This is a genomic window from Amycolatopsis sp. NPDC024027, from assembly GCF_040638975.1.
GTDB lineage: Bacteria > Actinomycetota > Actinomycetes > Mycobacteriales > Pseudonocardiaceae > Amycolatopsis.
The window spans coordinates 35,014-48,138 of the sequence record NZ_JBEZYY010000011.1 but is presented as its reverse complement, the minus strand read 5'-3'; the positions used below and the strand labels follow the sequence as shown (position 1 = coordinate 48,138).

The window sequence follows — 13,125 nt, the reverse complement described above, 5'->3', positions numbered from 1 at the left end:
GGGAAGGGGAAATCATGAACGCGCACCGAGGTTCGGCAGAGTCAGTGTCATCGCGGCGGTGGTCAGCCAGCTCAGCAGGTCCGGCAGGGGAATGCGGGAAAGGCGTTCCGGCCATTCCTCCGCCACTGTGTGCAGCACGAGCTCGTCGTGCCGCGGCTCCACCTTCGTCAGTTTCAAGCCGGGCGGGAGTTCGGGCAAGGGAAGCACGATGGGCTGGAAGCGGCGTGGCGGCTTCAGCTGTCGCTGTCCGATGTGGAGGGTCTGCGGCACGAGCAGCACGCCGTCGTCCGCCACCTGCGGGCGGAGGGTCAGGTGTCCCCAGTGTGGCCGCTTGGCCCAGTGGATCCGCAGCAGGCCGCCGTCGGCCGGAGTGGCGACGATCCCGGGGCGGGCTTTCGCCACCCGGTCCCGCAGCACGTCGGCGGAGACGGCGATCGCCAGCTGCACCCGCGCGGGTTTGGCGGCCGGCGTGGGCAGCGAGCGGAGGCGGACGTCTTCGGCGAGCACGGTGACGCGGCGGAGCGGGATGCTTCCGGCCGCGCCACCGTCGCCGGCTTGGGCGTCTTCGGTGTCTTCGGCGTCCGGTTCCGGCCAATCGACGTCCTCGGCGACGATCCGGACGTCGCCGAGGCGTCCGGTGGCCAGCCGGAGGCTGTCGGCCGGGTAATCGAGCTCGGCAAGGGTTAGGCCGACTTCGCGGCCATCCACCTTCGCGGTCAGCCGGCGGCCGACGAGCTGTTCGGTGACGGTGCGCGCCAAGGCGGCCGGCGTGACCGGGACGTTCGGGAGCAGTGAACGCCCGGCCGCGGCCAGCCCGGGCCACGGCGACCAGCCGTCGAACCACCTGCCGTCGCTCATCCGTCCAGTGTCGCCCACGGACACGGACGGCGGCGACGGCGGGTGGTTCCCGGGTGGTCCAGCGGATCGCCTCCGGTCACCGGCCCGCGAAGCGGGCGATGATGCCGGTGATGACGAGCCAGAACACCGCGGCAAGGCCGAAGTCCAGGATCACGGCCAGGCTGGGGCTGTCGACCGGGAACAGACCGGGCCAGAACAACGCGAGAGGCACCGCCAGTGACTTGATGAACTGGAAGAAGGCATTGCCGGCGTTCGCACCGGCGAGCACCATGATCATGTAGAGAACTTCGATCCCCGCGAAGATCGCGCCGATCGCCGTGATGACCCGCACGGCCGTGTTCCGTCTGGTGGTGGTTCGCCAAGGAGACATGTCGCGAAAATTCCCTGATCAGGGGACCGATCAAACGCTCCAAGGCCCAGATTGCGCCGTTTGGCCGCTTCTGTTGCTCTCCGTCAGCGCTTCGGCGCAGGTGGTGAGGGGTTCGAGCCCGGTCTCGGCCCGCTTGTCCTTTTCGGTGTCCGGCTCAGGGAGCGGTGGTCACCAGTCTCGCTCAGCACGGAACGCTGCCGGCCGTGCTGAACCAGCCGGCCACGATCGGGCACCGCCGGTCGCGGCCCCCGCAAGCCCAGGCAGCACATGGCCTACCTGGTGGCGTGGCGATGCGGCGTGCTTGCCGCAGAAGCGGCGTCCGGTCGGAGCGCCCTGATCGAGCTGGCCCTTTTCTGCGCCGATTTGCCAGTGAGGCCACTCGCCTCAGCAACCGCATCAAGGAGAGCTGCTCACCGGCATTCATCCGCTCCGGAGTGGGCTATCGGGCCGCGGATCAGCCACCTCACTGTGCTGGAGGTCGTCTCGCGCTGCGGCGGCCGCACCGGAGTCCTGGCCGGCCGTGTCGTCGGCCCCTACCCGCGCCGCCCCGCCGCCTCGCCGAGCAGCCGGGCGACGGCCCAGTCCTGCACAGCGAGCCCGACGGACTTGAACACCGTCCGCCCGCCGACCGTCGGCGGCGTACGCAGGGCCGGACCCAGCTCGATCAGCTCACCACGGTCGAGGAGCCCGCTCTCCACCGCGTGGATCACCTCGCCCGCCTCCTCGAGGGCGGCGTCGATCTGATCCACCACCACGCACCCAGCGGTGGCGAGCAACTCGGCGGGAAGCTCCCGCATGGACGGCAGGTACGACCCGATCGCGTTGACGTGAACGCGTTCCGGCAAGTCGTCGACACCGAAGAGAGGAGTACGAGACGAAGTAGCGCAACAGACGATCTCCGCGTCGGACACCGCGTCCGGGGCACTCGAAGCCACCCGCACCGCCACCTCCGGGAACTCGGCGCACAACCGGTCCGCGAACGCCTGCGCACGCAACCGGTCACGGCCGAACACCGCCACGCGACGCACCGGCCGCACCGCCGCCACGGCACGCACCTGGTCGGCGGCCTGGGCACCGGTGCCGAGCAACGCCAGCCGGCTCGCCGAAGGCGGGGCGAGCAGGTCCGTGGCGACGCCGGAAACCGCGCCGGTGCGCAGGGTGGTGATCTCGACAGCGTCGGCGACCACCTGGCCGTCGGCGGTGTTCCACACCAGCGTGCCCAGGATCATCGGCGTCCGGCCGGGGACCAGGTTGAGGGTCTTCACGACCGTCGTCGACGTCGGGGTGTGGCAGGCGGTCATCACGAGCGTCGTGGCTCCGGCGAAGGACAGCCGTTGCGGCACCACGAAACGGCCGGCGGCGAGGTCGAGGAACGCCTCGCGGACCGCTTCGACGGCGGCCGGCATCGGCACGGCCCTCCGGACGTCGTCGGCGTCGAGCATGCGTGGCCCCTCCGGCATCGGGTCTGCCGCTAGCCTGGCGGCATGTCCGAGGCCACGCAAGATCCCGTCGAGGAGCAGCGGTTCTTCCGCGACGACTGGTACGGGGAGGAGATCACCGGGCGGCACTACGTGCGGTGCGAGTTCCACGAGGCCGACTTCTCCGAGGCGGTCACGCGGAACTCGGTGTTCACCGACTGCGTGTTCGGCAACGTGCGCTTCAACGCGTCGCGGCACACGGACTCGGCGTTCACCGGCTGCGCCTTCAAGCGGTGCAACTTCTTCGACGCCGAATTCACCGGGTGCAAGCTCGTCGGCGCCACGTTCACCGAGTGCGAGCTGCGGCCGTTGCGGGTCACCGGCGGGGACTGGTCGTTCGCCGGCTTGGCGGGCGCCGACCTGCGGACAGTCACCTTCCAGGGGGTCCGGATGCGGGAAGCCGACCTCACCGGGGCGGACTGCGCCGGCGCGGTGTTCGCCGACGTCGACCTGTCCGGGGCGATGCTGCACGCCGTCAAGCTGCCGAAAGCCGAGCTGCGGGGCAGTGACCTCTCGGCGCTCGATCCGCTGAACGCCGAGCTGGCCGGGGCGATCGTGTCACCCGAACAGGCTGCGGTGCTCGTCACGTCGCTGGGTCTGCGCGTCCGGGCGTAGGCTCGGCGCGATCGGGAAGGGAGAGCCGCATGGGTGTCGTGACACCGGGGTTCCAGGGCCGTGCGCGCAGCGGCAACCCGCGGCTGCCGCCCGGGCAGTACCTGGCCGAGGACTTCCCCGTGCTGTCGGCGGGCCCGACCCCGCGCGTGCCCACCGAAACGTGGGAGTTCACCGTCACCACCGAGACGGGGGAGAAGCACACCTGGAACTGGGCCGAGCTGATGGCCCTGCCCAGCGAGAAGCCCACAGTGGACATCCACTGCGTCACCCAGTGGTCCAAATTGGACACGCGCTGGCGCGGGGTCTCGATCGACACGCTGGTCGGCGGGCTCGACACCGAAGCCGACTACGTGATGGTGCACGCCTACGGCGGGTACACGACGAACCTGCCGCTGGCCGACCTGCTCGACGGCCAGGCCTGGATCGCCTACGAGTACGGCGGCAAGCCGCTGACCCCCGAGCACGGCGGCCCGGCGCGGCTGCTCGTGCCGCACCTGTACCTCTGGAAGTCCGCGAAGTGGGTGCGCGGGCTGGAGCTGAAGACCCGGGACGAGCCGGGCTTCTGGGAGAACGTCGGCTACCACGACTACGGGGATCCATGGCGCGAACAGCGGTATCAGGGCGACTAGCCTGGCGGGTCGCCCGCCTGGCCGGCTTCCGCGACGAAACACCGACGGCGCGCACGCTCGTCTTCGACCTGCCCGGCTGGCCGGGTCACCTGGCGGGCCAGCACGTCGACGTCCGGCTCACGGCCGCGGACGGCTATCGCGCGCAGCGCAGCTATTCCCTTGCCGCGCCGGCGGACGGCGACCGCGTGGAGCTGACGGTGCAGCGCGTCGCCGGCGGCGAGGTGTCCGAGCACCTCACCGGCCCGTACGCGATCGGCGACCCGATCGAGATCCGCGGCCCGGTCGGCGGCTGGTTCGCCTGGCGCCCGACCGACCCGGCCCCGGTGCTGCTGATCGCGGGCGGCTCGGGCATCGTCCCGCTGATGGCGATGGTCCGGGCCCGCCGCGCGGCGGGTGTCCGCACGCCGTTCAAGCTGATCTACTCGCTGCGCACCCCGGCCGAGCTGTACTACGCGGACGAGCTGCGCACGCCGGTGGCGGGCGTGGACGTGACGTACGTGTTCACCCGCGAGCTGCCCGAAGGCCGCTCCGGCATCCCCCGCCGCATCGACGTGGCGACGATCAACACGGCGGGCTGGCCGGCCGAGTTCGGCGCGTCGTGCTTCGTCTGCGGCCCGACGGGCTTCGTGGAAACGGTGGCGGACATCCTGGTCGCCCTCGGCCACGACCCGCACCGCATCCGCACCGAACGCTTCGGCCCCAGCCGCGATTGACCCGCCGAGCCCGGCCCGCCGAGCCCGACCCGCCGAGCCCGACCCGCCGAGCCCGACCCGCCGAGCCCGACCCGCCGCGCCGCCGATTCGCCCAACAGGCATCCGATGATTAGGTGATCGCGTGCCCCGCTGAGCGGGAAATTGTCGACATCGCGCTCAAGAGATCCTATGTTTCGTCCATGCTGACCAAGTGGGGCTCGACGCGGCGCCGCACCGTGGTGACCGTCCTCCTGAGTGCGGGCGCACTGCTCGCCACGACCGGGCCGGTGGCCGCGGCCGGTCCCGATGCCGCCGGCCGGGACGTCTACGTCTCGCCCGGCGGGTCCGATCAGGCCTCCGGGACCGCCGGCCAGCCCGTCCGGACCCTCGACCGGGCCCGCGACCTCGTGCGGCAACGCGCCCCGCACCTCACCCGGGACCTCACCGTCCACCTCGCGCCCGGCGTTTTCCGGCTGGCCGCACCCCTGCGGCTCGACGCGCGGGACTCCGGCGGCAACGGGCACCGGGTCATCTGGCAGGGCAGCGGCGACACCGAGCTGAACGGCGGCGTGCGAGTCACCGGCTGGCGGCCCGTGCCGGGCCGTCCGGGCCTGTTCGCCGCGCCCGCGCCCGCCGGGCTGGACAACACCCGCCAGCTCTACGTCGACGGCGTCCGCGAGCAACGCGCCCGCGGCCCCCTGCCGGTGACCGTCAAGGCCACCGCCACCGGCTACACCGCCGGCGCGGACACCCTCGCCCACTGGCGCAACCCGAAGGACGTCGAGTTCGTGTACACCTCGGGTGAGGCGCTCTGGAACGTCCAGCGCGACGGCCTCGGCCAGTGGACCGAACCGCGCTGTCCCCTCGCCGCCGCCGAGGGCACGACGATCACCATGGCCAACCCGTGCTGGGACAACTCGACGAAACGCGTGCTGTTCCCGGACATCCCCGGCCGCAGCGTCAACATGGTCGGCCCGGCCGACCTCACCAACGGGCGGCACCCCACTTACGCCGAAAACGCCTTCGAACTGCTCGACACGCCGGGCGAGTGGTACCTCGACCGGTCCACCCACGTCGTCTACTACCTGCCGAGGCCCGGCCAGGACCTGCGTCGCGCGGACGTCGAAATGCCGGTGCTGGAGAAGCTCCTCGACGCGAAAGGCACCGCCGCCGCGCCGATCCACGACATCGCCTTCCGCGGCTTGCGCTACTCCTACGCGACCTGGCTGACGCCTTCGTCGCCCGAAGGGTTCTCGGAAATCCAGGCGGGGTACACGATCACGGGTGCCGACGGCTGGGCCGTCCAGGGTCTCTGCCAGTTCGTGGCCGGCGGTACCTGCCCGTACGCCTCGTGGACGCGGGAACCCGCCAACGTCTCCGTCTCGCACGGCCGGCGCGTCGAATTCGCCGACAGCGTGTTCGCCCACCTCGGCGGGGCCGGGCTGGACCTCATCGACGGCACCAAGGAATCCCAGGTGCGCGGCGACGTCTTCACCGACATCTCCGGCAACGGCGTGCAGGTCGGCGGCGTCGACAAACCGGTCACCGACACCGACGCCGACGTCGTGCGGGACGTCCAGGTCACCGACAACCACCTCTACGGCCTGCCGCGCGAATTCCACGGCGGCGTGCCGATCGTCAACGGCTACACCGTGCGGAACACCATCTCCCACAACCAGATCGACCACGTCGGCTACTCGGCGATCTCCGTCGGCTGGGGCGGCTGGCCGGACAAGATCAAGCGGGCCGCGACGCCGAACCTGTCGCACGACAACGTCGTTTCGGACAACCTGATCTTCGACTACATGCAGATGCTCGACGACGGCGGTGGCGTCTACACCCAGGGCATCACCGGCACCTCCCTCGACGACGGCGAGAAGGTCACCGGCAACGTCATCCACGGCCAGTGGGGGCTCGGCAAGGCCGTCTACACCGACAACGGCAACACCTACGAGACCGTCCGCGGCAACGTCCTCTACGGCACGGCGTACTTCAACGTCGGCACGGTGCACGTCGACTACCGCGACGACCTCGGCAACAACGACCCGACGCTGATCGAGGGCAACTACTGGGAGCAGGGCGACCGCGACAAGGTCGACAAGGGCGCGATCACCCGCGGCAACCAGATCCTCGCCCGCCCGGCGGACGCCCCGCCCGCGATCGTCGCGAACGCGGGCCTGGAACCGGCCTACCGCGGCTTGCTTTCCCGTCCGGTCGGCGGGCGCGCCCCGGCCGAAGCACCGTCACGGGTCGGCACGTTCGCCGTCGCGGGCAAGCTGTACGCGACCTGGAACCCGACGTTCGCTTTCAACAACGCACCGGTCACGGACTACGTGGTGACGGCCTCGGGCGGCGGCCGCACGCACTCGGCAACGGTGACGGCGGCCGACTTCGCGAAGCGCGCGTACGCCGAAGTGCCGGGGTTGACGGACGGGACGCCGTACACGGTGACAGTCGCGGCGCGCAACGCGTTCGGCACGAGCGAGCCGTCGCTGCCGTCGGCTCCGGTCACCCCCGGCTTGAACCCCGTTGCGCTGCCGGACATCCCGACGAGCGCACGGGCATTGCCGAGCGCAACGGCGGCCTCGATCCGCTGGAACCCCCCGGCCGCGGCGGGCGACACCCCGGTCCTGGGCTACGTGATCACGGTGTCCGACGGCCGCACGATCCGGGTCCAGGGCCGCGACGCCCTGGTCACCCAGCCGACGGTCAAGGGCATGACCAGGGTGGTGGACGGCCTGCACCCGGCAACGGCCTACACGTTCACGGTCGCGGCGGTCACGGCAACGGGAACGGGCCCGGCAGCCACATTCACCGCCACGACGGCGGCTGCCTGAGCCGTCGGGCCTCGTTGTCCACAGTCCGGCCATGATGTGGACAACGAGGCCCGGTCACCGTCTTTCCCGGCTTTTCGTCGCACCCCGCCGATAGACTGGACCAGGGACGTCCCCCCGGAGAGGGTGGGGGCTGCGGAGAAGTCCGGCCGGCTCGCTACTTCACCCGCCACGGCGCGCACCGGGACGGCTCGGATGGCACACCATCGAAGTCCTGCCCGACCCAGCAGATCTCGGCCGCGGCACAGATTTCCGGATCACTCGCGATCGCACTACCGGCACCGCATCCTGGGACATGGCCGCTCTCGGCAACCACGCCATCAGCGCCCTACACCGCCGGCCGCACCAGCATCGCCCAAGGACTCTACCGCTTGGCCCGCGACGCCACCCGTCCCTCCGCGGAATCACCCATCCAGCACAACCGACTTCGCCGGAACCCTGCCGGCAAAACAGGGGCTGCGCTGGAGCCGGCTATGTCGCGTCCGGGCGGGAGAGCAGTTCCCGCAGCGTCGCCAGTAGTACCCGCTGGTCCGCCGCCCGAGTTTAGGCGGATGCGGGCCATGTGGTGTTTCACCGTCTTGCCCGAGACGAACAGCCTGCCTGCTTGTACGCCAGCCCTTCCACGACTCGCGCTCGCTCAGCGCCGCCAAGTCCGCCCCCGCTCCCGCCGCCGGTTCCGACGAGGTCCGGGTGGGTGCTGACCGGCGCCGGGTGGGTGCTGACCACCGTCGTCGTCGCCGGGCTCGCCGACTCCCTCGACCGCGGCTATGTCGCGTCCGGGCGGGAGAGCAGCTCCCGCAGCGTCGCCAGTAGCTCCCGCCGGTCCGCCGCCCCCAGCTTCCCGCGGATGCGGGCCATGTGGTGCTCCACCGTCTTGCCCGAGATGAACAGCTTGCTGCCCGCCTGCTTGTACGTCAGCCCCTCCACCACCAAGCGGGCCACCTCCAGCTCGCGCTCGCTCAGCGCCGCCAGGCCCGCCCCCGCCGCCGGTTCCGACGAGGTCCCCGGTTCGCGGCGGGCCGCCGTTCCCTGGAACTGGCGGGCCGCCTCCAACAGCTGGACCATCGCCTTGCGGTCGGACGTGCGGATCGCCGCCTGGCCCGCCAGGCGGGCCGCGTCCCAGCGGAGGCCCAGGTCGTGCAGCTCGGCCGCCGCCGCGGTGATGGCGTCCGGGGCGAACGTTCCGCCCAAGACCGCCAGCCAGCCCTGGGCCGCCGTGGCCAGGGCGCGGGGGTGGCGGCCGCAGTGGGCGTGGGTGGTCAACGTCGCCAGGTGGGCCTTGACCGCGTCCGCGTCCTCCAGCGTGATTGCCGCGTGCAGCTCGTGCCAGACCAGGGAAACCGTCCACAGTGGAGGCTCGCCGAGCCGGGCCAGCAGGCCGTGGGCGCGTTCGAACTGGCCGGAAAGCTTGGCGAACGCGCCGGTGCGGGCCGCGGCGATCGCCAGCTCGCCCAGCGGCAGCAACGTGAACAGGTCCGTCTGCTGCCGCATCGATGCCTGGTACGCCCGGTTCCAGGACCGCTGCAGCCCGACGAGGTCACTGGCGCGCCGGGCCAGGCCGAGCTCCAGCGTCGCGAAGAACAGCTCGTCCCGCGCCTCCAGGGGCCGGCCCGCGACGGCGTCACGGTGTTCCGCGGCCGTCGCGAGGTCGCCCGCCGTCATCGCGACCCAGCCCAGCAGCAACCGGTGCCGCACGGCCAGGAGGTCGCCGCCGGCCCCGCCGGCCAGCGCCCGGCTCAGCACCGACTCCGCCAGCGCCAGCTCGCCCGTGTGCAGGGCGACGAGCGCGGCCAGCGCGGCCGGGCTGTCCGGCAGCAGCATGCCGCCCAGGGCCGGCTCCAGCATCGTGGCCGCGCCGAGCAGGGTCGACAACGTCTCCGTCGCGCAGCCGGACACCGAATCCACGATGCCGCGGGCCATCCGGGTGGCCGCGCCGGCGAACAGCGTCGGCGCGACGCCCGGGGCGGGGGAGTCGAGCAGGCGCCGGGCCCCTTCGATGTCCCCGGTCCCGACCAGGGCCGTCGCCGAGAACGCGTCGGCGCGCCCCGCCCAGTGGTACAGCTCGGCGCTGCGGGCCAGTTCGCCGCGGTGGGCCAGCACGGTCGCCGCGATCTCCGCGCCCGCCGCGCGGGTTTCCGCGTCGGCGGCGCCGAGCATCCCGTCGCCGAGCCGCAGTGCGGTGTCGAGGTCGCCGGACAACGCGGCCGCGCGCGCCCAGCCCGCCGTGACGGCGGGAGAGCGGTCGCCCGCTTCGGCGGCGGCTTCGAACAGCTGCGTCGCCAGCCGGGCGTCGGACGGCAGTGCCTCGCCCGCCGCCGCGGCGAACGCGGCCGCCGCGGACGCACCGGAACTGCCCGTACCGAGCAGGGACAAGGCCAGGTCGAGCACCGGGAGGCCGTTCGCCAGCTGCAGTTCGACCAGCCGCTGCACCGTCGTCAGCCGGCGCGCGGGCGGCCCGAAGTCGCGGACGGCGGCCGCGGCCAGTGGCAGCAGCGTGTCGTCCGGGGCGAGCAGGCCGGTCGCGCGGGCGCCCTCGACGATGGCGGGCAGCTGATCGGGACGGCGGTCGAGCAGGGCGCACAACAGGTCGAGGTTGCGCCCGGCGCCGGCTTCGGCCGCGATCAGGTAGCGGAGCACGTCGTCGTCGAGCTCGTCGAGTTCGGGCCGGAACTCCTCCAGCCGCCCGAGCAGTGCGCGTTCGGCCAGCCGCGGCACCCCGCCGCTGCGGGCGTGCAGCTCGGCCGCGGCCGACGGGTCGGCGGGCGAACCCGTCACCGCGGACATCAGCCGTGCCACGTCTTCGACACCGAGCGGGCCGAGCTGCAGCAGCGTCCAGCCGGACGCCACCGCGGCCGGCCGGTGCGCCACGACGATCGGGCCGTCCGCGCCGGCGAGCAGGTCCTCGAGCTGGTCGTGGCCGAGCCGGTCGGCGTCGTCGACCAGTACGGCGTCGACGCCGGCCGCCCGGTAGCGGCGGTCGAGCGCGGCGAGCAGCACGCTCTTGCCGTAGCCGCCCGGGGCGACGACGGCGAGCCGCAGCGGGGCGGCCGGCTCGGCGGTGACGCGGTCGAGCAGCTGCCGCGCCGCCGGGTGCACGGGAACCGTGTGCGGCGGGGGGACCTGCGTGAGCAGATTGTTCAACAGTGACCTTCACCGGAGGGGACGCAGTGGGTGGGGGTGGGAGTACCGGCGGGGCCGGCGGTGGCTTCGCGGGCGGTGACGGTGATCACGACGGCCGAAACGGCCGCGGCGAGCAGCAGGACCGCGGCGGCGAGCGGGCGCCGCCGGCGGAACAGGTTCATCGGGCCGGTGCGCTCGGGCAGTTCGAACGGCGTGATCTCGATCGGCGGCCGGGGCGGCCGCTCGCCGAGCTCACCGAGCGTGTCCACCTTGGGGAGCAACGTGGTCTCGACGGCGGGGGGTTCCTGCGGGGTCCCCCGGCGGTCGGCGCGCAGCGTCGCGAGGGCGGCCGCGCCGAGCGCGGCGGTCGCCGGCGGAACCGGTCCCGCGAACACCGGGCACGGCGGCCGGGCCGGCAGCGCGTGCGGCGGGACGTCGCCGCAGAACACCACGCCGGCCAATCCCTTGGGGGAGGTCGAGGCCGCTCCGGCAAGCGCGAACAGCGTGCTCAACGCGGCCGCCGGGGCCACGCCTTCCGCACCTTGGCCGAGCTGCCAGCCAGTCGCGCCGCTCGCCGTCGCCAGCGTCACGTTCACGCCGTCGGTGCTGTATTCGCAGACCCCGGCCACCTGGGCGCCGGGACCGGGGAGGGGCAGGTGCGCGCCGAGCGCGGCGATCGAGCCGGGGACCAGCGTCACCGCGGTGAACCCGGCGTCGGCCAAGGCTCGGCGCAGCACGTCACGGCGGTAGCCGCCCCAGTCGCCGGGGTGGGTCAGCACCAGGTGCTGCGCGGGGCCGCCGTACAGGTTCGCGGCGTGCTCGGCGATCCCTTCGACGAGCACGGTCGTGAGCGTCTCGGGCGGGAACGGCTCGCCTTCGACGAGCATCGGCACGTCGTCGCCGATCCGCCGGTGGAAGCCGGTGAGCAGCCGGGACGGGACCTGGGCGCCCGCCTCGGCGGCGGCGTCGCCGGTGAGCAGGTAGCCCTCGTCGTCGAGGAACAGCGCGGACGCCGCGGCGGGGAACCTCGTCCCCAGCCACAGGGGTTCGGGCTCCCCCCACCCGGGGCCCTGCCGGTGGCAGGTCGCGGCGTGGGTCCGGCCCTGGGCCACATCGATGCCGAGGACGTAGGGCAACGGCGCTTTCCTCCTCACCTCGCGGCGGCCGATCGGGGGCAGGCAATCCCCCTAGGGTCCGGGGCATCCTCACCCAAACGGGTTAGTCAGGCAAGGGTCTGGAGGGATTTAACCCAACTGAGCGCGTCTCGGATGACCCCCTAACTCCCTAACGATGACATATCGATCCCCTATCGGCTGACCGAGCCGCGACTCGGAGTGATCCCCGATGTGCGCTGGGGGACGGTCTCCCTACCTTGATGACGGAGCACCGGTCCCTGCGGCCCGTGCCGTCCCCCGAACCACCGGATCTGGAGAAACCCATGGACTCCGTGCAGACCCTGCACGATTTCGCCCTGAACCTGCTCAACGACCCGACCGCGCTGGCGGCCTTCGGGACGGACCCGCAGGGCGTCCTCGCCGCCGCCGGTCTCGGCGACGTGAGCGCCGCCGACGTGCACGAGGTCATCCCGCTGGTGCTCGACTACGTGCCGGTCGACAGCCTCCCGGCCGTGGGCGGCCTCCCCGTCGTCGGCGGCCTGTCGCCGGTCGGCACCGACGCCACCGGTATCCAGGGCGCGATCGACCAGCTCACCGCCCTCACCGCGGGCCTCGGCCTGCCGGCCACCCCGGCCCTGCCGGTCGTGGGCGACCTCGGTGTCGGGGAGCTCCCGGTCGTGGGCGAGCTGCCCGTCGTCCCGGGTGTCGGCTCGCTCCCGGGCGTGAACGACATCACCAACGCCGCCAACGTGACCGCGCTGGCCGGCAACGTGACCAGCGTCATCGTCGGTGGCGACCTGGCCGACGGCCTGGACTCGCAGGCGCTGGCCAACCTGACCGCCCTCCCGGCGCACCTGACCGACGCCAACACCGTCGCGCCGCTGGCCACGCTGGCCGAGCAGCCGGTCGTCGGTGGCGTGGGCACCGTCCACACGATCGGCAGCGAGGTGCTCGGCACCGCGTCGACCCCGGTCAACGAGGCCGTCTCGCACGTCGGCGACGTCAGCGGTGACCTGACCCACACCGTCAACTCGGTCGTGGGCAACGTCGGCGACTTCTCCGGCATCCTCAAGGGCGCCGGCGACCTCGACGTCAAGCACGTCACCGGCCAGGTCACCGGTGCCGTCCACGGCCTCGGTGACGTCACCAACACCGTCACCTCGGCCACCGGCATCAACGTCGACCACAACGTCGTCGGCCAGGTCGGCGAGCTCGCCAGCGGCAACGGCACGGCCGTCCACGACGTGGTGTCCGACGTCGCCGACGTCAGCCACAACGCCCTGGGCAACCTGCACCTGGGCGACATCGCCTCCGGCAACGACATCCACCTCGGGCACTGATCCCCGAACCGGTCACCGGTGCCCGTCCCGCGGTCTGGGTGCAGCCGCGGGACGGGCACCCGGTGTGCGTACGG

At 72.5% G+C, this 13,125-nt stretch carries 10 protein-coding genes; 5 read left to right on the top strand and 5 right to left on the bottom strand.

Features of this window, described 5'->3' with window-relative positions; genetic code table 11:
* Positions 1-12: 12 nt before the first annotated feature.
* The 3 genes from AB0F52_RS25875 to AB0F52_RS25865 form a co-directional block, all read right to left on the bottom strand.
* Positions 13-858, bottom strand: a complete 846-nt coding sequence (locus AB0F52_RS25875; protein ID WP_360176043.1) for a hypothetical protein — start codon at positions 856-858, stop codon at positions 13-15.
* A 76-nt stretch (positions 859-934) separates the two neighbouring features.
* On the bottom strand, positions 935-1,189 hold the full coding sequence (locus tag AB0F52_RS25870) for a hypothetical protein (RefSeq protein WP_360176040.1): 255 nt from the start codon (positions 1,187-1,189) through the stop codon (positions 935-937).
* A 572-nt stretch (positions 1,190-1,761) separates the two neighbouring features.
* Entirely contained in the window at positions 1,762-2,670 is a 909-nt protein-coding gene (locus tag AB0F52_RS25865) for an ornithine cyclodeaminase family protein (RefSeq protein WP_360176037.1), read from the bottom strand.
* A gap of 42 nt (positions 2,671-2,712) precedes the next feature.
* On the opposite strand from AB0F52_RS25865, the gene AB0F52_RS25860 reads away from it, so the two are divergent.
* The 4 genes from AB0F52_RS25860 (at position 2,713) to AB0F52_RS25845 (ending at position 7,479) form a co-directional block, all read left to right on the top strand.
* Positions 2,713-3,321 carry a pentapeptide repeat-containing protein gene (locus tag AB0F52_RS25860; protein ID WP_360176034.1) on the top strand — a complete coding sequence of 203 codons (609 nt, stop codon included), beginning with the start codon at positions 2,713-2,715 and terminating at the stop codon, positions 3,319-3,321.
* A 29-nt stretch (positions 3,322-3,350) separates the two neighbouring features.
* Positions 3,351-3,950, top strand: a complete 600-nt coding sequence (locus AB0F52_RS25855) for a sulfite oxidase-like oxidoreductase (protein ID WP_360176031.1) — start codon at positions 3,351-3,353, stop codon at positions 3,948-3,950.
* Positions 3,920-4,663, top strand: coding sequence for a ferredoxin reductase (locus AB0F52_RS25850; protein ID WP_360176029.1), 744 nt, complete (start codon positions 3,920-3,922; stop codon positions 4,661-4,663). Before AB0F52_RS25855 ends, AB0F52_RS25850 begins: the two co-directional genes overlap by 31 nt.
* A 179-nt stretch (positions 4,664-4,842) precedes the next feature.
* Positions 4,843-7,479 carry a fibronectin type III domain-containing protein gene (locus AB0F52_RS25845; RefSeq protein ID WP_360176026.1) on the top strand — a complete coding sequence of 879 codons (2,637 nt, stop codon included), beginning with the start codon at positions 4,843-4,845 and terminating at the stop codon, positions 7,477-7,479.
* Positions 7,480-8,241: 762 nt separating this feature from the next.
* Here AB0F52_RS25845 and AB0F52_RS25840 read toward each other — a convergent pair.
* Together AB0F52_RS25840 and AB0F52_RS25835 are read right to left on the bottom strand one after the other, a co-directional pair.
* On the bottom strand, positions 8,242-10,617 hold the full coding sequence (locus tag AB0F52_RS25840; RefSeq protein WP_360176023.1) for a helix-turn-helix transcriptional regulator: 2,376 nt from the start codon (positions 10,615-10,617) through the stop codon (positions 8,242-8,244).
* Positions 10,614-11,732 (bottom strand): molecular chaperone DnaK, encoded by a 1,119-nt coding sequence (locus AB0F52_RS25835; protein ID WP_360176020.1) that lies wholly within the window; start codon positions 11,730-11,732, stop codon positions 10,614-10,616. The genes AB0F52_RS25840 and AB0F52_RS25835 overlap by 4 nt, the downstream gene beginning before the upstream one ends.
* Before the next feature lie 302 nt (positions 11,733-12,034).
* Between AB0F52_RS25835 and AB0F52_RS25830 the strand changes: the two genes are divergently transcribed.
* Positions 12,035-13,051, top strand: a complete 1,017-nt coding sequence (locus AB0F52_RS25830) for an IniB N-terminal domain-containing protein (RefSeq protein ID WP_360176017.1) — start codon at positions 12,035-12,037, stop codon at positions 13,049-13,051.
* Positions 13,052-13,125 lie beyond the last annotated feature (74 nt).